This is a genomic window from Lacihabitans sp. CCS-44 (genome assembly GCF_024343735.1).
Taxonomy (GTDB): domain Bacteria; phylum Bacteroidota; class Bacteroidia; order Cytophagales; family Spirosomataceae; genus Leadbetterella.
In genome coordinates this window covers 109,759-135,405 of the sequence record NZ_RJUE01000062.1, presented here as the reverse complement: position 1 = coordinate 135,405, position 25,647 = coordinate 109,759, and the positions used below count along the sequence as shown (strand labels likewise).

General features: G+C 37.8%; 21 protein-coding genes. 13 read left to right on the top strand and 8 right to left on the bottom strand.

Annotated features, from left to right (window positions below; genetic code table 11):
• The coding region (locus EGI26_RS18880) for an OmpA family protein (protein WP_255080625.1) at positions 1-3,882 on the top strand (3,882 nt) is incomplete at its 5' end.
• A gap of 208 nt (positions 3,883-4,090) precedes the next feature.
• On the opposite strand, the gene EGI26_RS18875 is transcribed toward EGI26_RS18880, so the two are convergent.
• Positions 4,091-4,486 (bottom strand): hypothetical protein, encoded by a 396-nt coding sequence (locus tag EGI26_RS18875; RefSeq protein WP_255080624.1) that lies wholly within the window; start codon positions 4,484-4,486, stop codon positions 4,091-4,093.
• Between the two features lie 763 nt (positions 4,487-5,249).
• Positions 5,250-6,182 (bottom strand): WYL domain-containing protein, encoded by a 933-nt coding sequence (locus tag EGI26_RS18870; protein WP_255080623.1) that lies wholly within the window; start codon positions 6,180-6,182, stop codon positions 5,250-5,252.
• Between the two features lie 293 nt (positions 6,183-6,475).
• Between EGI26_RS18870 and EGI26_RS18865 the strand changes: the two genes are divergently transcribed.
• From EGI26_RS18865 to EGI26_RS18850, 4 genes are read left to right on the top strand one after another with little or no spacing between them, the layout of a single operon-like run.
• On the top strand, positions 6,476-7,510 hold the full coding sequence (locus EGI26_RS18865; RefSeq protein ID WP_255080622.1) for a hypothetical protein: 1,035 nt from the start codon (positions 6,476-6,478) through the stop codon (positions 7,508-7,510).
• Entirely contained in the window at positions 7,507-11,466 is a 3,960-nt protein-coding gene (locus EGI26_RS18860; protein ID WP_255080621.1) for an Eco57I restriction-modification methylase domain-containing protein, read from the top strand. The genes EGI26_RS18865 and EGI26_RS18860 overlap by 4 nt, the downstream gene beginning before the upstream one ends.
• Positions 11,467-11,514: 48 nt before the next feature.
• Positions 11,515-12,087, top strand: a complete 573-nt coding sequence (locus tag EGI26_RS18855) for a hypothetical protein (protein WP_255080620.1) — start codon at positions 11,515-11,517, stop codon at positions 12,085-12,087.
• 8 nt (positions 12,088-12,095) lie between these two features.
• Positions 12,096-12,932, top strand: coding sequence for a Kiwa anti-phage protein KwaB-like domain-containing protein (locus EGI26_RS18850; RefSeq protein WP_255080619.1), 837 nt, complete (start codon positions 12,096-12,098; stop codon positions 12,930-12,932).
• Between the two features lie 303 nt (positions 12,933-13,235).
• On the opposite strand, the gene EGI26_RS18845 is transcribed toward EGI26_RS18850, so the two are convergent.
• Entirely contained in the window at positions 13,236-13,430 is a 195-nt protein-coding gene (locus tag EGI26_RS18845) for a hypothetical protein (RefSeq protein ID WP_255080618.1), read from the bottom strand.
• Positions 13,431-13,541: 111 nt separating this feature from the next.
• Between EGI26_RS18845 and EGI26_RS18840 the strand changes: the two genes are divergently transcribed.
• From EGI26_RS18840 to EGI26_RS18830, 3 genes are read left to right on the top strand one after another with little or no spacing between them, the layout of a single operon-like run.
• Positions 13,542-13,709, top strand: coding sequence for a hypothetical protein (locus tag EGI26_RS18840; protein WP_255080617.1), 168 nt, complete (start codon positions 13,542-13,544; stop codon positions 13,707-13,709).
• A 30-nt stretch (positions 13,710-13,739) separates the two neighbouring features.
• Positions 13,740-14,627 carry a DUF488 family protein gene (locus tag EGI26_RS18835; RefSeq protein ID WP_255080616.1) on the top strand — a complete coding sequence of 296 codons (888 nt, stop codon included), beginning with the start codon at positions 13,740-13,742 and terminating at the stop codon, positions 14,625-14,627.
• A gap of 5 nt (positions 14,628-14,632) precedes the next feature.
• Entirely contained in the window at positions 14,633-15,454 is an 822-nt protein-coding gene (locus tag EGI26_RS18830; RefSeq protein ID WP_255080615.1) for a hypothetical protein, read from the top strand.
• A gap of 136 nt (positions 15,455-15,590) precedes the next feature.
• On the opposite strand, the gene EGI26_RS18825 is transcribed toward EGI26_RS18830, so the two are convergent.
• Both EGI26_RS18825 and EGI26_RS18820 read right to left on the bottom strand, forming a co-directional pair.
• A complete protein-coding gene (locus tag EGI26_RS18825; protein ID WP_255080614.1) occupies positions 15,591-16,472 on the bottom strand; it encodes a hypothetical protein in 882 nt (293 codons plus the stop codon).
• A 12-nt stretch (positions 16,473-16,484) separates the two neighbouring features.
• Entirely contained in the window at positions 16,485-17,249 is a 765-nt protein-coding gene (locus EGI26_RS18820) for a DUF1566 domain-containing protein (protein ID WP_255080613.1), read from the bottom strand.
• Between the two features lie 489 nt (positions 17,250-17,738).
• Between EGI26_RS18820 and EGI26_RS18815 the strand changes: the two genes are divergently transcribed.
• A complete protein-coding gene (locus EGI26_RS18815; RefSeq protein WP_255080612.1) occupies positions 17,739-18,626 on the top strand; it encodes an NAD(P)-dependent oxidoreductase in 888 nt (295 codons plus the stop codon).
• Between the two features lie 653 nt (positions 18,627-19,279).
• Here EGI26_RS18815 and EGI26_RS18810 read toward each other — a convergent pair.
• Entirely contained in the window at positions 19,280-20,371 is a 1,092-nt protein-coding gene (locus tag EGI26_RS18810; RefSeq protein WP_255080611.1) for a hypothetical protein, read from the bottom strand.
• 297 nt (positions 20,372-20,668) lie between these two features.
• Here EGI26_RS18810 and EGI26_RS18805 point away from each other — a divergent pair, with 297 nt between their 5' ends.
• From EGI26_RS18805 to EGI26_RS18790, 4 genes are all read left to right on the top strand, one after another.
• Positions 20,669-21,340 (top strand): ion channel, encoded by a 672-nt coding sequence (locus EGI26_RS18805; RefSeq protein WP_255080610.1) that lies wholly within the window; start codon positions 20,669-20,671, stop codon positions 21,338-21,340.
• The gene (locus tag EGI26_RS18800) at positions 21,341-22,348 is read left to right on the top strand and encodes a bestrophin family protein (RefSeq protein ID WP_255080609.1); all 1,008 of its coding nucleotides are present in this window, start codon (positions 21,341-21,343) and stop codon (positions 22,346-22,348) included.
• 71 nt (positions 22,349-22,419) lie between these two features.
• Positions 22,420-23,613 (top strand): MFS transporter, encoded by a 1,194-nt coding sequence (locus tag EGI26_RS18795; RefSeq protein ID WP_255080608.1) that lies wholly within the window; start codon positions 22,420-22,422, stop codon positions 23,611-23,613.
• 152 nt (positions 23,614-23,765) lie between these two features.
• Entirely contained in the window at positions 23,766-24,734 is a 969-nt protein-coding gene (locus tag EGI26_RS18790; RefSeq protein ID WP_255080607.1) for a hypothetical protein, read from the top strand.
• Between the two features lie 43 nt (positions 24,735-24,777).
• Here the strand turns inward: EGI26_RS18790 and EGI26_RS18785 are convergent, their stop codons facing one another.
• Together EGI26_RS18785 and EGI26_RS18780 are read right to left on the bottom strand one after the other, a co-directional pair.
• Positions 24,778-25,062, bottom strand: a complete 285-nt coding sequence (locus tag EGI26_RS18785; protein WP_255080629.1) for a putative toxin-antitoxin system toxin component, PIN family — start codon at positions 25,060-25,062, stop codon at positions 24,778-24,780.
• A 116-nt stretch (positions 25,063-25,178) separates the two neighbouring features.
• Positions 25,179-25,409 (bottom strand): hypothetical protein, encoded by a 231-nt coding sequence (locus tag EGI26_RS18780; RefSeq protein ID WP_255080606.1) that lies wholly within the window; start codon positions 25,407-25,409, stop codon positions 25,179-25,181.
• Positions 25,410-25,647: the final 238 nt, after the last annotated feature.

Here is a 25,647-nt window from a genome sequence, read left to right as displayed (position 1 = left end):
GAAAAACTCAAACTGGAGCAATTGGAATTAGAAAAAGCCCAGAAGTTAGCTTTGGAAAAGAAGCGAATAGAGGATGAACTATTGGCCGCCGAAAAACTCAAACAAGAAGCTTTAGAATTAGAGAAGGCTCAGAAATTGGCTTTGGAAAAGAAACGATTGGAAGACGAACGTTTGGCTGCCGAAAAACTCAAACTGGAGCAATTGGAATTAGAGAAGTCTCAGAAATTGGCTTTAGAAAAGAAACAATTGGAAGACGAACGTTTAGCCGCTGAAAAACTCAAACTGGAGCAATTGGAATTAGAAAAAGCCCAGAAGTTAGCTTTGGAAAAGAAGCGAATAGAGGATGAACTATTGGCCGCCGAAAAACTCAAACAAGAAGCTTTAGAATTAGAGAAGGCTCAGAAATTGGCTTTGGAAAAGAAACGATTGGAAGACGAACGTTTGGCTGCCGAAAAACTCAAACTGGAGCAATTGGAATTAGAGAAGTCTCAGAAATTGGCTTTAGAAAAGAAACAATTGGAAGACGAACGTTTAGCCGCTGAAAAACTCAAACTGGAGCAATTGGAATTAGAAAAAGCCCAGAAGTTAGCTTTGGAAAAGAAGCGAATAGAGGATGAACTATTGGCCGCCGAAAAACTCAAACAAGAAGCTTTAGAATTAGAGAAGGCTCAGAAATTGGCTTTGGAAAAGAAACGATTGGAAGACGAACGTTTGGCTGCCGAAAAACTCAAACTGGAGCAATTGGAATTAGAGAAGTCTCAGAAATTGGCTTTAGAAAAGAAACAATTGGAAGACGAACGTTTAGCCGCTGAAAAACTCAAACTGGAGCAATTGGAATTAGAAAAAGCCCAGAAGTTAGCTTTGGAAAAGAAGCGAATAGAGGATGAACTATTGGCCGCCGAAAAACTCAAACAAGAAGCTTTAGAATTAGAGAAGGCTCAGAAATTGGCTTTGGAAAAGAAACGATTGGAAGACGAACGTTTGGCTGCCGAAAAACTCAAACTGGAGCAATTGGAATTAGAGAAGTCTCAGAAATTGGCTTTAGAAAAGAAACAATTGGAAGACGAACGTTTAGCCGCTGAAAAACTCAAACTGGAGCAATTGGAATTAGAAAAAGCCCAGAAGTTAGCTTTGGAAAAGAAGCGAATAGAGGATGAACTATTGGCCGCCGAAAAACTCAAACAAGAAGCTTTAGAATTAGAGAAGGCTCAGAAATTGGCTTTGGAAAAGAAACGATTGGAAGACGAACGTTTGGCTGCCGAAAAACTCAAACTGGAGCAATTGGAATTAGAGAAGTCTCAGAAATTGGCTTTAGAAAAGAAACAATTGGAAGACGAACGTTTGGCTGCCGAAAAACTCAAACTGGAGCAATTGGAATTAGAAAAAGCCCAGAAGTTAGCTTTGGAAAAGAAGCGAATAGAGGATGAACTATTGGCCGCCGAAAAACTCAAACAAGAAGCTTTAGAATTAGAGAAGGCTCAGAAATTGGCTTTGGAAAAGAAACGATTGGAAGACGAACGTTTGGCTGCCGAAAAACTCAAACTGGAGCAATTGGAATTAGAGAAGTCTCAGAAATTGGCTTTAGAAAAGAAACAATTGGAAGACGAACGTTTAGCCGCTGAAAAACTCAAACTGGAGCAATTGGAATTAGAAAAAGCCCAGAAGTTAGCTTTGGAAAAGAAGCGAATAGAGGATGAACGATTGGCCGCCGAAAAACTCAAACAAGAACAATTGGAATTAGAAAAAACTCAGAAATTGGCATTAGAAAAGAAACGATTGGAAGACGAACTTTTGGCTGCCGAAAAACTGAAACAAGAAGCTTTGGAATTAGAGAAGTCTCAGAAATTGGCTTTGGAAAAGAAGCGAATTGAGGACGAACTTTTGGCTGCTGAAAAATTCAAACAAGAACAACTGGAATTAGAAAAAACACAAAAGCTGGCTTTAGAGAAGAAGCGAATCGAAGATGAACGTTTGGCGGCCGAAAAACTTAAACAAGAACAATTGGAATTAGAAAAAGCCCAGAAATTGGCTTTAGAAAAGAAAAGATTGGAAGACGAACGTTTGGCTGCTGAAAAACTTAAACAAGAGCAATTGGATTTAGAAAAAGCCCAGAAATTGGCTTCAGAAAAGAAGCGATTGGAAGACGAACGCTTAGCTGCTGAAAAACTTAAACAAGAACAATTGGAATTAGAAAAAGCACAGAAACTGGCTTTGGAAAAGAAACGATTGGAAGACGAACGTTTGGCTGCCGAAAAACTCAAACAAGAAGCCTTGGAATTAGAAAAAGCCCAGAAATTGGCTTTGGAAAAGAAGCGATTGGAAGACGAACGTTTGGCTGCCGAAAAACTCAAACAAGAAGCTTTGGAATTAGAAAAAGCCCAGAAATTGGCTTTGGAAAAGAAACGATTGGAAGACGAACGTTTGGCTGAGAAAAAGAGATGGGCAGATTCAGGCCTGACTGTTTATTTGAAAGACTTTTATACCAATCAGCCGCTCGATGGCAAGATTACGGTTTATAGCAAAAACAAAAAAGACTCCACCATTTTCGACATAAAAGCAGGTATCATAAAGCTTCCTTTGACCGAGAACGATACTTGGGTGGTTAAAGGCTCTGCTCCAAATTATACTTCGGCCGAACAAACCGTTAAAATCGAACTTCCAAAGGAGGGTTCTAAGAACTTTGTGTTAGAATTGAAACTTGGTAAAGAAATCTATAAACTTCAGCTTGTGGCCTTAGATTTGGAGAAAAATACGCCCATTGCCCTCGCAAACTTTACCATTTTAGATGCCAACAAAAAACAATTGGCCACAGTAAAAGCAGACAGCAAAGGTGCCGCAGAATATATATTGCCAACAAAAGGTAGATATACGGTTCTGATGGCCGCACCAAATTATCAAGGCGACGAACAGGTGATAGAAGAAGTGAAACTTAATACCAAAGTCACATTTAAACCGATTGAAATCAAGGTTAAAGAACATGAGTTGAAACTGTATGTTTATGACCGATTCACAGACGAAGAGCTTTTTCCAGACATCAAATCAAACACCAAGGCCATAGGTGCGGCTCCGGCGTTTATAAAAGGACCAGCCGAAACCGTCTTTGATATCAATCTCAGTGGTACCAACATCGAACCCGAAAACTACAAGCTGGCCTTTGTGGATAGTTTGATATTGAAAGTGAGGCAGGATTTGAAAGCCCAACAGCTCAACTACGAGTTTGAGTTTAGGTTTTATGACAAAAAGACCAATAAGCCCATTCCAAGGCTTGACTACACTGTGGTGGAGGCCACCAATAAAGCTGAGGTTCAGAAATTCATGAATGGCAAAAATCTGGTTTACATGTCGCCCAAGAAAAGCTATGTTTTTACCATGAATAACGCCTCTTACGAACCCATTGTGCAAAAAATAAATGCCCTTGAATGGATAAAGGAGCGTGATTTTGAAAAGAATATATTCTTGGTTCAGAAAAAAGCCGAGGTGGCAGCGGTAGAGTCTAAGCCGGCCGCTGTAATCAATACAAAAACTTTTGGGGAGATAAGTAAAGGTAAAAAAATAACACTCGAAAACATCTATTTTGACCAAAGTAGTCCTGTTTTAAGAACAGAGTCGTTTGTGCAATTAGACGAACTGGTAACAGTCTTGAAGGATAACCCAGAGCTAAAAATAGAAGTGAGAGGACACACCGACAACGTCGGGGACCTTTTTGAAAACGTAAAACTATCAAAAGGACGGTGTGAGTCTGTTATGGATTACTTGATAAAGAAAGGAATTGCCTCTAACCGACTGTCTGTAACTGGCCGTGGTCCCATGGAACCGATAGCACCCAACGACTCTGAAGCCAACAAGAAAAAGAATAGGAGGGTGGAGTTTTTGGTGTTGTAGATTAAGGCACAAAGGCATAAAGGAAATGAGGCACAAAGGCAATGAGGGAGAAAGGCAATGAGGTTGAATGGACAAAAGTAATGAAGCGAAAAGGCACTAAGCGAGTAGTTAAATGAAGATTCAGAATGCCAATAACCACTCCCAAAAAAAATACCGCAGCGTTTCCACTGCGGTTCGGTGATTTTGTCCATACATAAATTCTGCTCGCTTATACTGCAGCTTCGGTTTTGCTGCTAGTTTTTAGGCGAGAAATAGCCTTCGACGGGCTATCAGAAACCTTAAAGCCCCATTCTCCCAACTTTTTGGGATTGGCCCTGAATACTCCCAAAAGCAAGTCTCGGCATGCTTTGATGGTTTCGGAAATAGGCTTCACCATGGCATCACGCTCACGGTAGGCCAGCTCCATTTGCCTACGCAGTTCCTCTGCCTTGAGGTGTTGTTGCAAACATGCAGTTAGCAAAGGACCTATATCTGCAAGTTTATGGTCTTGCAGGGCATTCAATGGCGACGTCTCCCCGTCAGCCACGTGTCTATTGTTGATAATCTCCGCCATTTCGATTACCTCTTGAACATTTGAAGGAATGTTAATCCTAGGTTTTGACATTGTCTTTGTTATTTAAGTAGTATATAAAAAAATCAAAATGTACATACACTGCTTCTCCGGCTTTTGGTCTCATATTTTTTTTACTTTTTGGTGTTTTTACCCTCTTTCTTATCCTGTTGACCGTCAGCTCAAAAAATAAAACCCATTTATACATTTCCGTTTATCCGTTAAATGTCAGACTGGCTACTTTATCTACTTGCATTGCTGCGGTAGAGTTATTAGATAGCTTTCTTTCGTTTAAGGATTAAGGTTTTTGATAAATGGGTTGACAGCTTTTGAACATTACAAAACTACACAACAACTCTCCCCTTAAAGGGGCGGTTTTTGGACATATCTATTTTATTCAAAAATGGCTTTCTTTATTCATGATTTGATTCGCAGGAAGGCAATTTGTAGCAGTAAAATTTCGCCAAAATTAACGAGGTACGGCGTCGCAAAAAACATACGCTATAGCGTAACATCAAATTCGTGGATTTTGATATCAAATTCGTGGAATCTGATCTCTGATTCGTGGGATATGATGTCATATTCGAGGACTTAGAAGCCATACTACCCTCCTCTGATGTCAGATTCTACGAATTCAAGCTCATATTACCCCAATCTGATGTCAGATTCGCCAATGTTGAACACCATGTGGGGGTAGTTTGATGTTAAATTCGGCGATTTCAATGTCAAATTACCCCCCTGTGAGATAATTTTTAATGCAGCAAACCATTGGCATGGTTGCAATTGTACGGCCTTTGACGCATGGAGAGAGGCTTTACTAGGCGGAAAGCTTTTTTAGGGGTGCTGGCTTAATGTTATGCGTGTTTGTTGTCGCAAAACTATATTCTGACACCTTTTTTTGTAGGTAGGTGAGCAATTCCGCTCCCTCAATAACCTCTATATGGCCAGGCAAACCCAATATAAATCTTCCAATCCCCGTGCTGCCGCAGATGGGGCCGTAATAATACCAAACCTCATTTTTTACTATCAGATAGGGCTTAGTAAGTGGGTGGTTTTCGGCTATGAGCTCTCTGGCATATTGGCTCAGCTGGATTTCTACAGTCTGCTTTTTGTCACTGCTTATGCCGAAGGGGTCAGTATAGCGTTTTCGCTTACCATTTTTGTGGCAATAGGTTTCCTTTAGGTTTATCAGCTCTATGCGGTCTATTTTAAAACTCTTCACCTTTCTCGACGATACCTCGTAGGCTTGCAGTTGGCGGTGTTCGCCATTAAATTCTATAGGTTCTACCAGCCTCAGTGCTTTTGGATTTGCAGACATGGGCGAGTGATAATTGACGAGTTCTATCTGCAAATTATGGGCTATCGCAAAGCAAATCTTGTCGTAGTTGCTACCCAGTTTGGCATCGTTTATTTGTTCGGGTAGCGGAAACGGTATGTCCTTGCGGCCCAGCTTTTGTTTGATACTTTGTGTAAAAGGGTGTTCAGGGTCGTGCAGCTGTACAATGCTGCATATCCATTCTTTTTCGTTGTCTTCGAGTATGCCCTTTCTTATTTGGTCAGCACCAAATATAAACTGATGGCCATCAATGTCTTCGTCTAAATGCAGACCAAAATTTTCGAGGTCTTGGTAGTAACGATTGATCTGTTTTACCTGTACACCGAGTATCCTAGCCAGTTGCCCCTTGGTTTTTGAGCGGAGCGAGAGGAGGTCTAAAAGTCGTATGAGATTGAGTGCTTTTTCGCGTTTCATTTATAAGTTGTTTAGAACTGAATCCAAAATTAAGCACAAAAGTGCCTTCGCCTAATCAAAGCCTATTTTTTGTAGATATTTTTTATTGAAAATTGAGAGCTTAGGAGAAATTAGGTGTGATTTTATTGCTAATTAATTTTAAAGGCATACAATCAGCCGAGATGCCAAAATGAACTTTAGGATTAATACCAAAATTATAAATCTAAAGCTTTGAATACAGTTGCATTTGGCTTAGTTTTGTATAGAACACATGAATATTTAAATAAAAATCAATATCTAATTTTTCAAAGCAATTGTTAGAGAACTACACTCAAGAAAGTATGCAAATAGGGATTGACATATTAGAAAATGAAATACTAGAACAATATCCTGATGTTCTCCCAAACCTACTTCGAGACCATACAACCCAAAAGAATATATTCTGGGCTACTGACAATTACAATCACCTTGGTAGTCAGTATAATTTTAATTCCGAAATTTTACCTGAACTAATAACTGGTGAGAATGGCAACATTATAATGCCAAGGGTCCATAAGGATAAGATATTGCAACAAGCTAGATCTAAAGAAATGGCAGAAGTCTTTACTCCTTCTTGGATTTGTAATGCACAAAATAATTTGATTGATAACGCTTGGTTTGGTAGAGAAGGGGTTTTTAATATTGAATTAATTGATTCCGAAAAGTTTAGATGGACGACAAATGTTGAGAAAATAACTTTTCCTGAAGGAAAAACCTATAAAAACTATATTAAAGATACACGTTTGGAAATGGCTTGTGGTGAAGCACCATACATTACAAGTAGATATGATAGTACAACCGGTGATTTTATTCCAATTGAAAATCGTATTGGTTTGCTTGACAGAAAACTTAGAGTTATCAACGAAAACGTAGATGACTCTGGTGAGTGGTTGGAAGCAGCACAAACAGCTTATAAAAATACTTATGCTTTTGAGTGGCAAGGCGATAGCCTTCTACTGGCTCGAGAGGCTATGCTAATTACTTTTATTGAAAACTATATTTACAAATTCAATAAAGAGCCATTATTAAAATCTATTGATTTCATAGCCTATATTATATCATGGAATGTTTGGCAAATGGATGGTCTTAAGGCTGTTATTCCTAACTCATGTGGCATAAATGAAACCAATGTTTTAGATATTTTCGGTACCCTCGAATCAAAAGAATGTGAAGGTTGTAAAATTAGCAAAATTGATAAGCATAACGGCATATATTCATTAATAAAAGATTGGTCAAATAAGGATTTTGAGACTGGAAGAAATGGTAGAAAAATCAGATTTGTTGATTTAATTAAAAGTAAAAAAGCATGAAATTTACATCCGCACTCAAACTAAAGTTAATTTATATTTTTCGCATCAATGATGCTGCTCACAAAGGTTGTTTAAAAATCGGAGAAGCTACTTCAGATAATGAGAATATTTGGGGATTGGAGCCAAACAGTTCAATACTTAACAAAGCCGCAAAAAAACGTATAGACCAATATACCCAAACGGCTGGTATTGCCTATGATTTATTGTATACTGAAGTTGCCATTTATTCATACAAAGGAATTCTAAATGCCTTTTCTGATGCTGAAGTTCATAACGTCTTGATTCGTTCGGGAATACGAAGAAAAACTTTCGATACAAAAAACAAAGCCAACGAATGGTTTGAAACAGACTTAGAAACTGTCAAAAAAGCCATAAAGGCTGTAAAAGAAGGTAAAGATTCTTTACATGCAAGTCAGGTAAGTGATACTCAGAATCCTGTTGAATTCAGGCCCGAGCAAAAAGAAGCAATTGAAAAAACTACAAAGCAGTTCAAAAAAGGTAATGAAATGCTTTGGTTTGCTAAAATGCGATTCGGAAAAACCCTTTCAGCTCTTCAAGTTGTTAAGGAGAATTTATTTACAAGAACCCTAATCTTAACACATAGACCAGTGGTAGATAAAGGCTGGTTTGAAGACTTTGGAAAAATATTCTATGACTCACCTCAATATGCTTATGGTTCAAAAAATCAGGGAAATCAGTTTGTTACTTTAGAGAAACAATGTAAAACCATAGATGTAAAATACATATACTTTGCATCTATGCAAGACCTTAGAGGCTCTGAAAAGGTTGGAGGTAATTTTAATAAAAATGATGAAATCTTTCAAACTCTTTGGGATTTTATTATAATTGATGAGGCACACGAAGGCACTCAAACGGAGTTGGGTGAAAATGTACTGAAAGAGCTAAAAAAGGGTAATACAAAGGTTCTTTATCTTTCAGGTACACCTTTTAACCTTATTGATAAGTATCAAGAAGATGAAATTTATACTTGGGATTATGTAATGGAGCAAAAAGCTAAGTTGGAATGGAATAATATCCACTTAGGTGATCCAAACCCTTATTCATCACTTCCTAAACTCAATATTTTCACTTACGACCTAGGTCAATTATTAAAAGGTTTTTTAGATGAAGAAATTGCATTTAATTTCCGTGAATTTTTTAGAGTTAATGAGGTTGGCAGTTTTTTACATGAAAAGGACGTTCTCTCATTTTTGAACCTTATTTGCAAGGAAGATCCAGAAAGCAACTATCCATATTCTTATGGTGGTTATCGAGACAACTTCAGACATTCCCTTTGGATGGTTCCTGGCGTAAAAGAAGCTAAAGCATTGAGTAAATTACTCAAATCTCACCCTGTATTTGGGCAATTTGAAATCGTTAATGTAGCTGGTAATGGTGATGAAGAAGTGGCTACAGACGAAGCTCTGAAAAAGGTTGAAAAAGCCATAGGTGATAAACCTCATGAAACCTATTCAATAACTTTGTCTTGTGGAAGATTGACGACAGGGGTTTCAGTGAAAGCCTGGACAGCAGTTTTTATGCTCTCTGGTTCTCACAATACCTCGGCATCTACTTATATGCAAACTATTTTCCGCGTTCAAACTCCCGCAACCATAAACGGAAAAGTAAAAGAAGAATGTTTTGTATTTGATTTTGCACCCGATCGTACGCTAAAAGTAATAGCCGAAACGGCCAAGGTTTCGGCCAAAGTCGGTAAAACTACTGGAGAAGATAGAAAGATAATGGGTGAATTTCTGAACTTCTGCCCAATAATAGCCATTCATGGTTCTCAAATGAGGACGTATGATGTCAATGGTATGTTGGAACAACTCAAAAAAGTTTATGTAGAACGAGTAGTTAGGAACGGCTTTGAAGATGGCTATTTATACAATAACGACATTTTGATGAAATTGGAGTCTGTCGAATTAGAGGAGTTTGATGGATTAAAAAAAATTATTGGTAGTACTAAAGCCATGCCTAAAAGCGGCGACATTGATATCAATAAGCAAGGCTTTACCGATGAGGAATATGAGAAATTAGAAAAAACTAAGAAAAAAGACACCCATGAATTAACTGAGGAAGAAAAAAGACTGATAAAAGAGAAATTTGACAAAAAGAAAAACCGTGACAGTGCAATTTCAATTTTAAGGGGTATTTCTATTCGTATGCCTTTATTAATTTATGGTGCTGATGTAAGTAATGAGGATAAAGAAATTTCAATAGATAATTTCACCTCATTAATAGATAATAAGTCTTGGGAAGAATTTATGCCTAAAGGAGTTACTAAAGCAACATTTCTAAAATTCAGAAAATATTATGAGCCCGATGTGTTTAGGGCGGCCGGGAAAAGAGTTAGGGCTTTAGCCAGAGCTGCTGATGCACTCACTGTTGAAGAGCGAATTGAAAGAATCACTTCAATATTTGGCACCTTTAGAAACCCTGATAAAGAAACTGTTTTAACACCTTGGCGTGTGGTAAATATGCACTTGGGTGATTGCCTGGGCGGTTATGTATTTTTAGATGAAAGTCGAGAAAAAACAATATCAGAGCCGGTCTTCGTTGAGCATACTGATGTGACACTAGATGTATTTTCAACAGATTCACGTATTTTAGAGATTAATTCCAAATCTGGTCTTTATCCTCTCTATGTAGCTTACAGTATTTTTAAAAATCGAGTTAAAGAGAAATATCCAAACCAATCACCTGAAACTTTAACAATTGCCAAACAGCAAGAACTTTGGGATAGAACTTTAGCGGAGAATGTTTTCGTTCTCTGCAAGACCCCAATGGCAAAAAGTATCACAAAACGTACATTGGTAGGATTTAGAAGCACAAAAGTTAATACCAGATATTTTGAAGATTTAATAAACCAAATTACGAATAAGCAAGAGAATTTTATCACGAAAATAAAACAAGGAAATACATTTTGGAAAGCAAATAATGATAATAATATGAAATTTAATGCAATAGTTGGTAACCCTCCTTATCAACTTACTGCTGATGGCGGTAATAGAAGTTTGCCAATTTACAATAAGTTCGTGGACATTTCTAAATCACTTCGTCCAGACTTTGTAAGTTTAATTATTCCATCAAGATGGATGTCGGGTGGGCTTGGTTTAAATGATTTTAGACAATCTATGCTAGAAGATAGGAGGATTTCTAAACTATTTGATTTTCCTGATTCAAATGAGGTCTTTCCGGGAGTAGAGGTAAAAGGGGGGATTTGTTATTTACTCTGGGATAGGGAACATGATGATAAATGTAAAGTAATGACAATTAGAGGTAATAATGTTTTTGGACCAGTACATCGAGATCTTGATAATTTTGATATACTTGTAAGAGATAGTTTGTCAGTAATTATTTTAAATAAGATATTAGATAAAAATGAAACATCAATTACTTTAATATTATCTGTTGATAAGGAATTTGGTTGGACATCCAACTTTAATGCCTTCAGTAAAGTCGAAGTTCAAGGTTTTATTCCTTTACATTATATCACAAAAACAAAAAGGAAAATAGGTTGGATTAGTAGGGAGGATGTATCCAAGAGCATTAACTTAATTGATACTTATAAAGTATTAATACCAAAAGCGGGTTCAGATGGAGGAAAGAAAATTCCAGACATAGTACTAGGAAGGCCTTTAGTAGTAGAGAATCCTTCTGTTTGTACCCAATCTTTCCTATTCTTTTATACAGATTCAAAGGAGAAAGCTTTTAATTTAGAAACATACTTGAAAACTAAGTTTTTTAGGTTTTTTGTTTCATTGAGAAAAATTACTCAAGACGCTACGAAATCTACCTATCAATGGGTACCAATGCAAGACTTTACTTCTAATTCCGACATTGATTGGATCGTGCCCATTCATGAAATTGACCAGCAATTATATAAAAAGTATAACTTAAATGATGGAGAAATATCTTTTATTGAAAGTAGGATAAAACCGATGGCAGATTAGTAAAAGTTAAATATACTTGAGAGTAAAAAAAATCCAATAATTATTATCATGTTTTCAAAGCTAATAAAACTAACATTTGCAATAACTGCGTACTCTCCAGTCATTTTGATTTGGTGGTTAGTTAGTTTATATAGCATATACAATGCTGGCGGAACTATTGGATTTATAAATTTTTCTGATTTTAAACTTAGTGATTTTTTCAATAAATTGAATTTGGTTTTCATCTTTGTATTTCTTGTTTTAATCTCTTGGTTTATTCTTCATTTGGCTACAACTAAATTAACACGAAATAGCATTGAAGTTAAGTCAATCAAAAGTTCTGACCTTAATATGAATGCTTTGATTTTCACCTATTTCCTTCCTTGTATTGAAATTTATAAAAAAGATGTGGTTTATTTAGCAGGCTGGTGTTTAGCTCTTTGCATTATAGTTTACATTAACAAGGGAACTTATTTTCACAATCCACTCATGAAGCTATTTGGTTACAGCTATTATGAAATTGCAACCAAAAGGGAAGTAACATATTTAATGATTTCAAAAGATAAACTAAAGAACCCCAATGAAATAAAGGCATATTCTCAACTTACTGATTTTGTGCTATTAGATTCATCCAATAAATAATTTAGAATATGAAGAATGTAACATGCAATTTTTTCGCAATGTTAAAAGATGACACAGTTAGAAAAATTGACTTACTACAAACAATTACTGCTGATATAAGAAACGTATTTATTAATAATGGTAACGCATTTTTAAATGAGGATGTTGAAGAAATATTGTTTGATGGAAACTTCAATATTCAAGATGAGGAAATACTATATGTAGAATTTGAATTACCTGAAAATGTAGCTGAGTCAAGTACAAATCCAATCGGCTTAAAAGTATTGAATTTAGCAACAGATGATATAAAAGCCTTGTTTTGGGTTGAAGATGAAGTCTATTATTTTCAAAATTTTGACAAGAGAAAGTTGTTGCAGAATAAAAATGTAATATTTTGGGATAAGGATACTTTCGACAAATTCACAAACAATGCTTTAATAGTTGACAATATGGTGAACGCTATATACATAAACAACAGGTTTTATTTTAAATCTTATGCAAACGCAAACAAAATATTTAGTTTAATTTCATTTTTTGAAGCTGCCAGCGATGAAGTAATAGACCAGTTTGCAACAAATGGCACATTAACTGTTGACGCTAACTGGCTCAAAGAAAATGCCGACACTATTATTAAAAAGCAAATTACATTAATCCAAAATAGTAACATATTAACAAATGCCAGCCCAAAGAAGATTAAGTCTTCTGCAAATAAATTTAATTTGAAAATTCAATTGGTTGACAGAAAATTAATATTACCTAATGATAAAAAGCAATGTAAGGATATTCTGTCGTTTTTAAATGAACAGTATTACTTTGGTTTAATCACTGGGAATAAATTCAGGACGAATTCCAAAAGAGAAGCATAAGCAAATTCCAAAACCTAGTGGCTACCTGTATTTCCCTACTTAGTCTGAAGGCCAAGAAAGAACTTGCTCTTCTTAGTCTTCAGACTAAGAAGCGGTGCCCATCAGTCTTAGACTGATTCTGTCATTTGGTAATTTCAAAATAGGCACATTGCTATTTTTGCGGCATATTGTTAGAGAATCAGTAACATACCATTTCCAATTCTCCTGCTCTTCTTAGTCTTCAGACTAAGAAGCAAAGTCCATCGGTCTACAGACCGAAATGAAGAAATTGGCCGTCAATTTTATTCTCAAAGTCCTCCCACTCTAATCCAGCCGCACCACACCCAAAGGAGCGGAGGTTGGGTTGTTTAGGATGGTGTTGTTGCCAAACGAAAGAATGAGTTTGTCACCTGATGCTCCTATGGTGTTGTTGGTCATGGCTGAGCCTGAAAGGCTGAGTTCTGAATTGCCTAGAGAAATCAAAGCAGTGCCGTTGTTAAATATTTGAGAGTTTTGCAATAATACTTTGGCACTACCTGCTAATAAAAAAAAGAGTTAAGAAGTCGAGCTTCAAGACTTAAAACTTGGTACAGCCGTAAATCGAAGTCTAGTGCAAAGGGGAATACATATTTGAATATCGAAGAACACAATATCACAATCTTTAAAAATAAAAATACTGGGAAGTTTACTGTAAAAATCGATGAATCATTTGGCAAAAAAGAGTTTGAAACTTTAAGAGAGGCACAAACTGCTGCTTTCAAGGGCATGGAATATTACAAAAAGAAGGGAGACTGGTAAAGTAAATTATTAAAATCTTACCTTTGTGTCATGTTCTACAGAAGAAAAGTAATATTAGCCTTTTTGGAGTTGTTTGAAGGGAATCTGGAAAAAATCAGACTTCAGAAAATACTCTTTTTGTTTAGTCAGTCGCAGGGCAAAGAATGTGTATATGATTTTGTGCCTTACAAGTTTGGTTGTTATTCGTTTTCGGCTAGTGCAGACTTGGTTACTATGGTCACTAAAGGTTTATTAACTGAAACCGAAAGTCACTTCTTTGTAGCGGAGAAAACAACTTATTTCGAACAACTAAAAGCTATAGACCAGCAAAAAGTGCTAGAAATAAAGAAGCTGTATGGTGGAATGAGTTCGTTTGGCCTTATGAAGCATACTTATTTGAATTTCCCTTATTGGGCTACTAAAAGCATAAAGGCCCAAGAGATACTTTCGGAAAATGAATTTGCCAAAGTGAAGGCTCTTCGTACTTTTGAAAGCAAAAATGTATTGTTTACAATTGGTTATGAAGGAATTTCACTGGAAGAGTATCTTAATAGGCTCGTTAGGAACGATGTGAAACTGTTGGTAGATGTTAGAAACAATCCCTTGAGTATGAAATACGGATTTAGTAAAAGTCAATTAAAACGTTTTTGCGAAAATCTTGGCATAGCTTATCTTCATTATCCAGAAGTTGGAATACAATCTGACCAAAGGCAGGAATTAAATACGCAATCTGATTATGATGTATTGTTTGAAGATTACAAATTAAAAAATCTTACAAAAACACAAAAAACACAATTAGAAATATTGAATTTATTAAAAAAACACCAACGCATAGCACTTACCTGTTTTGAGGCAAATATTTGTCAATGCCACCGCAAACCATTAGCAGAAGCAATAACCGCCTTACCAGGTTTTGAATATGAGTTAAAACATATTTGATTTAAATGGCAAAAACTAAAGTCCTCATAACTGTTAAAACATATCCCTCGCTCTCATCTAAATACGACGAATTAGTTTGCACAGCAGGATTCCTTGAAGATGGAAGGATGGTTAGGATCTATCCTGTTCAATTTAGAAAAAAGGATTATGACCAACAATACAGTAAATATGACTGGATTGAACTTGACTTGGTTAATAATAGGAGCGATTTTAGACCAGAAAGCTACAGACCCAATAGTCATGAGAGTCCAATAAATATTGTTGGACATTTAGAGCCAGTTCATAACTGGGCAGCCAGAAAAGAGTTTGTCCTTGGAAAAATCTATGATGATTTAAGCTTGTTAATTGAAGAAGCCCATGACAAAACTATTTGTACTTCTTTGGCCGTTTTTAAACCAAAAGAAATTCTTGATTTTACTATTGAAGAGGTTGAAAGAGAATGGGACAAAGGAAAACTTGCGTCCATTGAAGCTGAAAGAATGCAGTTAGGTTTGTTTAAACAGCCCGAAGACCCATTTAAAGTTGTAAGAAAACTACCTTATAAATTCTCTTATGTTTTGATAGATGTTAAGGGCAGGAAGAGTAAGATGATGATAGAAGATTGGGAAATTGGACAATTATATTGGAATTGTTTGGCGAGGCATGAAGGTATTGAAAGTAAGGCTATAGCAGATGTAAAGAAGAAGTACTTTGATGACTTTGCAAAGACCAAAGATTTGTATTTGTTTCTAGGAACAACTAAAACGAATCATTATGTAAGCAAGAATCCCTTTATGATAATTGGTACTTTTCACCCCAAAATTGAAAACCAACTAAGCTTATTTTAGTTTTTAAATAATGTTTGTGTTTCTGAATTGATATTAAACCGATCTTCTTAGTCTTCAGACTAAGAAGCAACGTCCATCTATCTTCAGACCGAAATGAAGAAATTGGTTGTCAATTTTATTCTCAAAGTCCTCCCACCTAATCCAGCCGCATCACACCCAAAGGAGCGGAGGTTGGGTTGTTTAGGATGGTGTTGTTGCCAAACGAAAGAATGAGTTTGTCACCTGATGCTCCTATGGTATTGTTGGTCATGGCTGAGCCAGAAAGGCTGAGTTCTGAATTGCCTAGAGAAATCAAAGCAGTGCCGTTGTTAAATATTTGAGAGTTTTGCAATAATACTTTGGCACTACCCTTACCCTTAATGCCAGTTAGGTTTGAAGACACCACAGAATTCATAACGGACAAATTTGTGTTTTCATGGGCCACAATGGCAGAATCGAGCGATTGGATTCTGGAGCCAACTACCGAAACTCTGAGGTTTGCAGTCGAGTTATTCTGAAGTAATTTGAGGCCTATGGAGGAGGGGTATAAAAAACCTAAAATCGAGGTATTTGAGATCAATATTTTGGCATTTCCGGTAGTCATGTCAGCAGATATGCCGTTTTCTTTAAAGTTGTTGATGGTACAGTTTTCCACCACAAGTTCTCCTCCAGCTAAGAAACGAATGCCATTGAGGCCAGTTTTAAATCCTTCGATAGATAAATTTCTTAAAACGACTTTATCTGTAGCAGCTACATTTATGATTACACCATTGGTGCCTGCGGCAAGAATTCCGGCCAATGTGCCATCGCCACTGATGGTAATGGACTTTGTTATGGTAACTGCCCCAAATCCTCCGGGATCTAATACAGAGATTTCTCCAGCTGGGGCTGTCTTAGAGATAGCTCCAGCAAAGGTCTTGCAGGGAGCAGTTCGGCTACAAGGATTGGCGTCGTCGCCGACACCAGAAACCCAGGTGCGGCTAGCTTGTCCGTATATATTAAATGAAATGAAGAGAAGAATTGCTAAATATTTTTTCATGGTAATAGTTTTTTAAAATTTTCTAATGGCTCTAACTCTTGCGTCCGATTGTTTGCCAAGTGCTGACTCAGCTCCTGCCGTAAAGTCTTTTACATAAGCCGTAATGGAAGGGTTGTTTGTTGGTGAACCTTCTATTTCTGTTGAAGTCCAATAGTTGGCATCAGCAAAACCACCAATTGTGTTTTTTTGATTGTAAATTAACTTGAGCTCTTCTAGTGAAGGCAGATACCAGTCGCCAAAGCCCCCACCAGTGTAAGACTGGGCAATTTTGGCGGCATAAGAGCCATTTCCTTCAATACGAACGATGTCGGTGGTGTTTTCAATGCCACCATAAATGCCCACTCTGGTGGCACCTGTGATATGAAAGTTGACATTGAACCACTTTATGCCAATCGTCTGGTCTACTGGTGCCACCACTAATCCATGCCGGCCAGTATCGTCTACAAAAATCACTCTGCCACCATGGGCCAACTGCCCTACCGTATAGCTGGGCAAATCGGAGGAGTCAAACACAAACATGGGTACCCATGAATAACCATTGTAAGAATATGCACCTGTTCCAGCAAGGCAGTTGCTACAATATACTTGCATGCCCATCACGGGTGCGGCTATAAGATTTCTTTGGGACTCGTTGAGCACGGGCAGCTTTAGGGCTTGGCCGGAAGCTTCAATGGTTAAAATGTTTTTGGAATCTGAAGGATTGAGCGTGATACTCTGAGCCTTGGCCGACCATTGGGCCATAAGAAGCCCAAGAGTAATTATTAGTTTTATTTTCATGGCATTAAGGTTTTGTATTTCAAATCTAAAATAAAAAATATTAGAAAACAAAGCCTGATTAAATTTAAGAGAATAAAGTAATAGGACAAGTACCTTGGAAGCCGAAGTATTTCCTAAAAGTTGGGTTTCCTTTTTACTCGACACAACCTATCTTTGTGCAGAAGTCATAAGGGTAGTTTCTCTGATAACTATTCTTATCTTGAGTTTTAAAGGTAAATTAATCTGTATTGATGCATGTACGTAGAAACAGATAATGGATGGTGAATGAATTTGAAAAACAACAGCTAACTTAAGTTTAAAATTACAGTTGTCCGAGAAAAAAATGAAGGCCCTGCCGGCAAGGCGAAATTGGTTAAATTGGGGTGTTTTTTTATAGAGCATAAAAACATTCACAAATGGTCATTGAGGATATGTTTTTCGGTTAAAAATAATTTTAGTCGGACTCCAGTAATATAAAATGAAATCAGATAAAAAATCAAACCTATAAAAATGCGAATACTATTTACAGGAGGTTCGGGAAAGGCAGGAAAGCATGTTATACCGTATTTGTTGGAGCAAGGGCACCAAGTGCTCAATGTCGATCTTACGCCATTGCATTATCCAGGTGTAGATAATCTGATAGCCGATATCACCGACTCGGGGCAGATGTTTAATGCCATGAGCTCGTACACTGGTCTGCACGAGTTGGAGGGAGGCCAAGGCATACCCAAGTTTGATGCCGTGGTGCATTTTGCTGCGGTGCCACGTATCCTTATCAAGCCTGATAACGAGACTTTTAGGATAAATACCATCGGTACGTACAACGTGATAGAGGCCGCTGTAAAACTCGGCATCAAGAAGATTATCATCGCTTCGTCGGAGACCACCTACGGTATTTGTTTTGCAGATGGAGTTACCGACCCCAAAGTATTGCCCCTAGAAGAAGATTATGACGTAGACCCCATGGACAGCTATGGCTTGTCTAAAGTAGTAAACGAAAAAACGGCCCAGAGTTTTCAACTTCGCTCGGGCTTTGATATATATGCCCTGCGTATCGGCAATGTTATAGAGCCGCACGAGTACGCTGAACTGTTTCCGTATTATTTCAAAAAACCCGAAGTGCGTCGCCGAAATGCGTTTTGTTATATCGATGCCCGTGATTTGGGGCAGATTGTGGATTTATGCCTAAAGAAAGACGGCTTGGGCTATCAGGTTTTCAATGCTGGCAATGACCACAACGGTGCTGTACTGACCAATAAGGAGTTGTTGGAAAGGTTTTTCCCGAACGTAGCCCTAAGCCGAGAACTAGACGAACACGAGGCTTTATTCTCTAACCGAAAAATTAGGGAGGTTTTGGGTTTTAAGGAGATGCACAATTGGAGGAAGTATGTGGGGTAGTTATTGGTTGACTGGACACTGAGCGTAGCCGAAGTGGGTTACTGGTTATTGGTTGACTGGTTACTGGTGGAGCCGAAGTGGGTTACTGGTTATTGGTTGACTGGTTACTGGTGGATTGGACACTGAGCGTAGCCGAAGTGGGTTACTGGTTATTGGTTGACTGGTTACTGGTGGATTGGAGCCGAAGTGGGTTACTGGTTGACTGGACACTGAGGTAGCCGAAGTGGGTTACTGGTTATTGGTTGACTGGTTATTGGTTGACTGGAGCCGAAGTGGGTTAGTGGTTACTGGTTGACTGGTTACTGGTGGATTGGAGCCGAAGTGAGTTACTGGTTACTGGTTACTGGTTGACTGGACACTGAGCGTAGCCGAAGTGGGTTACTGGTTACTGGTTGACAGGACTGTGAGCACAATGAAATTCAGATGGTAATCTAATGAAATTGCGACCGATGGGTCTCTAAGTGTGTTACTGTTAAAGTTATAACCCAAAGGCACACAAAGAAGGCACGAAGTTTCACAAAGCGGGACGTATTTATCTTTGTGTTTTTTGTGGAAACTTCGTGGAATAACTTTCATGAAGTTACGCAAAGAAAGCTACGAAATATAAGGCTGAGTCTTTAAATTAAAAGTAGGTCTTTTTTTGGGAATTTCAGTTACTCAGGTCCAACAATCAAGAAATTCCAGGTACCAGTAAATGTAACAGTATCGCTTGCTAAATTAACAATTCGTAATTGACATTCAGTAGCTGTAACATTTATTGGAATAATTAATATCTTATACCATTCACCCGTAGCTGTGGCATTATTAACTTGTCCCACGGTGACAGTTGGTATCCCTCCAAAGTTTTCATAATTTAAGTTACCGCTATCTACAAAACCCCCTACTGATAGGTTGGTTACGCCAAAACCACCAGTTGTTCGTACAACTTTCTGTTGCGTGCCACTTGAACTTCTAACAATTCCTTTGTTTCCATTCACCAAAATGTTGCTGCTGACAGTGAGGTTATTACCAATAGTGAGGTTATTCTGCATATTCACACTTGATGCAAAATCACTCGTGCCATCAACATCGAAAGTGCCATTTACCCATAAATTTGTATTGATTTGTGCATCTCCGTTTACTTCAAGTTTGTAACCGGGACTTACAATACCTATGCCTACTTCACCATTTGAAGTAACTGTTAACCTATCTCCAGAGTTATATAAATGCCATTTGTTATTGCTTCCGTCGAAGTAATGAAATGCTTTCGAAAGACCACCCGTAGCGTAACCATAAAAGGGTTTTCCTGTAGAAGAACTGGCATCGATATACATACCCTCATAATTTGTACCTCCTAAGTTTCCTCTTACGGTGAGAAATGTACTAGAATTGAGCATAGAGGTAATCCCGACACCCACAGAGCCGTTATGATGTAGTGTAGGGCCATTAATTCCCCATTGATTTCCTAAGTATAATTGTTGCCAGGAGGTGCCATTATGAAAATCAAATTGATTGGTGGTAGAATTAAATAAAAGTAAGCCCGCCTGTGGTGAGCCGATGGCATCTCTACTGACCGTGCTCATGCGAGGTAGTAATACGCCTTTGTTTGAACTCCTAATATCTAAAATAGAAGCGGAATAAGGAATGTCAGTTCCTCCGGCGTTGCTTATTACTGTACCAGTCGGTGAGTCTATCACTTTTGCGTTTTGAGCAAAAGCTTGAATAAACAGAAGACTAATTATGAAGGTGATAAATGTTTTTTTCATGGCTGAAATATTAGTTTTACCAAAATTAAAGTAATAGAAAAGCAAAAATCTAACGGAAAGGAGATTTTCTGTTGAGTTTTTAACTTTGCGGTTGATGTATGAAAATAATCTGGTGATATTTCGCTGTTTATTGTTTATCAGGTACTTGTACTTGCGGGGTAAGGCGAACTTTCTGCAAAGAGTGATATAGATGGCCGATGTTTCATGTTTTTTTTGGAGAGGCTGCCGGTTTTTATTTATATTTACAAATAGCATGGCTCTGTAGATTGCCGAGCTACTAAAAATGAATGACACCCTATGACCGTTAGGCAATTTTTTAAGGATTATAAATTTGAGCTTTTGCTCTTCGGCTTGTTTCAACATCTTTTTATGGCCATGGTATTGAGCAGCTTGGAGGTGTATCGCAATATCTTTTGGCCTATAAATATGGTCATTTTGGGTGTTACTTCTTTCGGGGTTTATTTGGAGCAAAAACGGCAGCGGCTTTTGATTTTACGTCTGTTGGTATTTGCCATTTGCAGCACACCCTTGCTTTCTTATTTCATAGGGTTTTCTAAAGAGGTGTTGATATTCCTGAGTATATCGTACACTTTGTTTTTTGGCTACGTTTTTTATGAAGTATTGAGGTTTTTAATAAAACCCAGCTACGTAAACAAAGACGCCATCATGGCCTCGGGGTGTGGGTATTTTCTGCTCATAGAGATGGCCACATTTGTACAGCAAACTGTTTTTTATTTTCAACCGCTGGCCTACAAAGGCCTGGACTTGAGTCATCCCACCGCAGTATATGTCGACTTCGTGTATCTCTCTACAGTAACTATTACCAGCATAGGTTTTGGTGATATATTGCCCAATATGCACTATACCAAGCTGTTGATATCTTTGATTGGTATCATCGGGCAGTTTTATATGGTGGTCTTGGTCGGGATATTGATTAGTAAATTTACCTCCCAAAATAACAAATCATAGATGCATACAGGAAAACGCTATAGACCTCTAGAGTTTTTTAGGTGGACCTACCGAGGAACATTTTGGTTGGTATTGGTGGCAATCGTACCTACCACTTTGTATGCACAGGGGTTTACATTTATTTCTATTCCTTGGCAGCCCATTGCCACACTTGGTACGGCATTGTCGTTCATTGTGGGTTTTAAAAACAATGCCAGTTATGGGCGTATTTGGGAGGCAAGGCAGATTTATGGTGGAATAATCAACGACAGCAGGAGTTTTGGCTATACGCTGAGAGATGCACTGGGCGGCAAAGAGTCTGACTTGGTCAAAACCATATTTAATAGGCATTTTGCTTGGCTTACGGCCCTTCGGTTTCAGCTCAGAGAGCCTCGAAGCTGGGAAAATATGAAAAGAGTAACGAATGTGGAGTTTCAGAACAATAACTATCAGGTGCCAGAATGGCAAAGCCATGTAGAGGAGGAGTTGAAAAACTACCTAAGCACTGAAGAACTAAAATATATTTTGTTGAAAAAAAATAGAGCTACACAACTAACGGCTTTGCAGTCAGAAACACTGGCAAAGCTTAAAAAAGAAGGTACCATAAATGATTACGAATGGACACAACTGCAAAACTGTCTAGCCAAATTTACGGACAATCAAGGCCGAGCGGAAAGAATCAAGAACTTTCCTTATCCGAGAAATTTTGCCTCGGTGGCTACTTATCTGATGTTTGTGTTTGTAGTTTTGTTGCCGTTTGGTTTGCTCAAAGAATTTGACAAAATAGGAGAGGGTACAGTATTGGAAAACTTCACGATATGGTTTAATATACCTGTTTGCGGCATAGTGGCTTGGGTGTTTTATGTTTTGGAGGAAATAGGCGAGAGTGCCGTCAATCCATTTGAAGGCAGTGCCAACGATGTGCCCATTACGCAGATAAGTCGGACGATAGAAATAGACATGAGAGATATGCTAGATGAGGATAATTTACCGGGAGCTATAGTTGCTCAGAATAATTTAGTATTGTGAAATGAAATATAAGTGGCAAATCTGAATACTCGCTTTGCCCAATTATAAACTGAAAGAACCACGAAAAATAAATGAATATAAAGATGAAGTCGGGGGAGTTTATTACCCTATCCGCATGCACCATGATGTTGACGGCCTTGGGTATAGATATTATGCTGCCCGCATTTGCAAGTTTAAGGCAACACTTCGGTTTTAAGCCTGAATCCACAGCCACAGCCCAAGTTATAGTCTTCTTTTTTATGGGTCAAATAGCCCAACTATTTTTTGGAATATTGTCGGATCGGTTTGGCCGCTTGGCCATCTATCGTATAGGTTTTCCGCTTTATATAGTTGGTGGGTTAGTGGCTGCTTTTGCACCGACTTTTGAAATTATGCTTGCAGCACGTTTTTTTGCTGGAGTAGGAGCCTCTGCCGTATTTATGACTACCATTGCAGGGGTAAGAGACCGCTTTGTAGGCGACCAGATGGCCCGCACGATGTCGCTCATTTTTACGATTTTCTTGTTTACGCCAGTCATAGCACCTTTCTTAGGTTTGGCCATACTTTCGGTTTCGTCTTGGCAAATGGTATTTCTTACGCCAGTAATCTTCGGCTTAGCCATATTTATTTGGTCGTTTAGAATGGAAGAGACCCATCCTGTAGAAAAACGAACGGCTCTTAATTGGTCTAGCGTAGCCTTTTCTTTAAAATCGGTTTTAAGCAACCGCCCATTTCTGAGATATACCACCATTACGACTTTATTATTTTCAGCATTGAGTACTTGGGTGGCTACATCGGAGCATATAGTAGGGGGGATCTACGGCAAACCTGAACTCTTTGCTTGGGTTTTTGCGGGCATAGGACTCTTGATGTCGCTGTGTACATTTTTCAATTCCTACTTCACTACTAGAATAGGAGCGAGGAGAAGTATAAAATGGCTGTTGGTGGCCTATGCCACCGTGGCCAGCGTTTTGTTTATTATCACAATTGTCTTTGGGGAGCCACCACATCTTTTGGTGTTTTTTGTGGGCATTGCTCTCCTGATGGCCATCAATATCGCCATAGAGCCCAACAGCAGTGCATTGGCTCTGGAACCGATGGGTGACATAGCTGGAGTTGCTTCTTCGGTTTATGGTACATTTTTCTTTTTCATTGGTTCTACATTGGGATCTGTGGTTAGTTTCTTTATGACCGATAGTGTTTTTCCATTGATTTTGAGTTTTTTTGTTATCGGCATCATCAATTTGGTTTTGATTTTTGGAGGAAATAAAGGGAAAAGTAGTTAAATGCTAGAGCTTATCCCTGTTGGTCTGTATTATTAATTAATAGCAAAATGCCAAAGATACTGAGAGGGGCGAAGTTGGGTTTTAATTCTAAAAACCAAAAGGTAGTTCGATAATGATTATTTATTATTGTATAATCAAAAAACTAAATAACAATGTTTAAAAGTGTTCTGGTGTTGTTATTAAGCATTGCATTTGGTTCTTGTGGACAAATCAAAAGCTTTTCAGTAAAGACCGAGTCTGTAAATCCTAGATTGATTTATTTCTCTAAAAACAACGGTTTAGATTGGGAAAATGCAAGTGCAGGCTTACCCGATAGTGTAAGTATTGGGCTAGGTGGCATTGCAGTTTCGGAGAGTTTGCTAGGAATAGCGACTAAGGAATATGGCGTTTATGTATTTGATGAAAAAATAAATGAATGGTACAAACTACCAGCCAGCCACCAGATGATTAAAGACAATGTAGGTGCTTTGTTTTTTTATAAAAACGGTATTTTTGTCGGAACCCAATTCGGCGGCGTATATTATTCTGATGACATGGGCAAAACTTGGGATTTGAAAAACTTGGGAATAACCGATAATACCATCAGACGGTTTGAGGAAATAAACGAAGTGCTTTATGTGACAACCAACGATGGATTGTATAGCTATGATAATACCCAGCAAAAGTGGGATTTGGTCTATGGGAAGGTTGGTTTACAGGTAAATGGGGTGACGGAGTATAAGGGAGATTTATACTTGGCAACCAACCAAGGAGTATATAAATCTGATAAAAACACCAAGGAATGGTCTTTGATTTTGCCCAAGCATTCTGTTCATAATATTGCTTCTGACGAGACCACCCTTTATGCCATGACTTACAATGCCTTGTTGATTTCGTCATTGGATGGCATAACTTGGCAAAGCTGCCAAGCGGGACTCCCTCATAATTTATACACTTTTAATGTTGTAAGAAAAGATGATAAATTGTTTGCAGGTCAATGGGATGGCGTCTATACAAAAGTTAATTCCAGGGATTCTTGGAGTTCCTCTAGCAAAGGTTTACCCGTCAAGTTTGCTGCTACCAATTTGAAAATGTTTAAGGATATGGTGGTGGTTTCTACTGCGAAAAGCGACCGAAAATAAACCGCTCTTGCAAATTCTTCTAGTTGAAGTTTTCATTATTAATTTAAACCAATAAATCTTTGAATTCTTGTAGGCTTAAAGTCTGAACTTTGGGGAAAGGAATATTTCTTAAAACTTTGAAATGCTTATCATTCGTAATAATATAGTCGGCATTTGAAGCCACTGCGGCATCCACAAATTTGTTATCGTCTTTATCTTCTTCGATTAATTGCCATTTATAGAAGGCTTCTACTTGTTCGGTTTGGTGAAGATTCAGTAACTCGTCTAAAACAATTTCAGCAAAATAAGTGGAATAAAACCACGCCAATTTCTCTTCATATTCCTTGATGATTTAGTTTGATAAAATCAAAGTTAATTCACTTGTTCGTAACATTTCATACAGCCATCTTTCTGAAGAGCGTTTAGGTACAATGGCCAATAAAATATTGGTATCTATCAAAACTCTCATTTGTAAGGAGTGTGTAAATGAGAGCTTAAAAGATCTTCAATGGTTTGCTGGTTCATGTTCTTTTCTTCCCAGATTTTATCAGACTCTTCATCTACTTTTTTAGCGTAGTAGTCAGACAATAAAACCTTTATTTCAGTCAAATCTTGGTCGCTCATAGGACGAGAAAACATTTTGAGCAAGTGCATTTGAACCGCATTGAGTTTGGTTGAAGGTTGTAATGATGCCATTTCTGTTTTTTTTATATACAAATTTACACTTTTTTCAATTCCTCGAAACAATTTTCTTCTCTTCTAAGATTTGTAACTACGATACATCAACAATCGACCTTCGCAACTTTGAAAGGAAGTTCGCTTATCCATTTCTCTTTTACTGGACGCTAAAAATCTGTTTATAGTATTATTGATATGAAAACCGAATTACTTGTCTATTAAGTCTTAGTACTTAGCACTGCTAAATAGAAAGAAA

Bases quoted from the DNA above. Each gene is read 5' to 3' on its own strand.
- EGI26_RS18875 (WP_255080624.1), bottom strand. From the start codon at position 4,486: ATGTCAAAACCTAGGATTAACATTCCTTCAAATGTTCAAGAGGTAATC.
- EGI26_RS18870 (WP_255080623.1), bottom strand. From the start codon at position 6,182: ATGAAACGCGAAAAAGCACTCAATCTCATACGACTTTTAGACCTCCTC.
- EGI26_RS18860 (WP_255080621.1), top strand. From the start codon at position 7,507: ATGAAATTTACATCCGCACTCAAACTAAAGTTAATTTATATTTTTCGC.
- EGI26_RS18855 (WP_255080620.1), top strand. From the start codon at position 11,515: ATGTTTTCAAAGCTAATAAAACTAACATTTGCAATAACTGCGTACTCT.
- EGI26_RS18850 (WP_255080619.1), top strand. From the start codon at position 12,096: ATGAAGAATGTAACATGCAATTTTTTCGCAATGTTAAAAGATGACACA.
- EGI26_RS18835 (WP_255080616.1), top strand. From the start codon at position 13,740: ATGTTCTACAGAAGAAAAGTAATATTAGCCTTTTTGGAGTTGTTTGAA.
- EGI26_RS18830 (WP_255080615.1), top strand. From the start codon at position 14,633: ATGGCAAAAACTAAAGTCCTCATAACTGTTAAAACATATCCCTCGCTC.
- EGI26_RS18825 (WP_255080614.1), bottom strand. From the start codon at position 16,472: ATGAAAAAATATTTAGCAATTCTTCTCTTCATTTCATTTAATATATAC.
- EGI26_RS18820 (WP_255080613.1), bottom strand. From the start codon at position 17,249: ATGAAAATAAAACTAATAATTACTCTTGGGCTTCTTATGGCCCAATGG.
- EGI26_RS18815 (WP_255080612.1), top strand. From the start codon at position 17,739: ATGCGAATACTATTTACAGGAGGTTCGGGAAAGGCAGGAAAGCATGTT.
- EGI26_RS18810 (WP_255080611.1), bottom strand. From the start codon at position 20,371: ATGAAAAAAACATTTATCACCTTCATAATTAGTCTTCTGTTTATTCAA.
- EGI26_RS18805 (WP_255080610.1), top strand. From the start codon at position 20,669: ATGACCGTTAGGCAATTTTTTAAGGATTATAAATTTGAGCTTTTGCTC.
- EGI26_RS18800 (WP_255080609.1), top strand. From the start codon at position 21,341: ATGCATACAGGAAAACGCTATAGACCTCTAGAGTTTTTTAGGTGGACC.
- EGI26_RS18795 (WP_255080608.1), top strand. From the start codon at position 22,420: ATGAATATAAAGATGAAGTCGGGGGAGTTTATTACCCTATCCGCATGC.
- EGI26_RS18790 (WP_255080607.1), top strand. From the start codon at position 23,766: ATGTTTAAAAGTGTTCTGGTGTTGTTATTAAGCATTGCATTTGGTTCT.
- EGI26_RS18780 (WP_255080606.1), bottom strand. From the start codon at position 25,409: ATGGCATCATTACAACCTTCAACCAAACTCAATGCGGTTCAAATGCAC.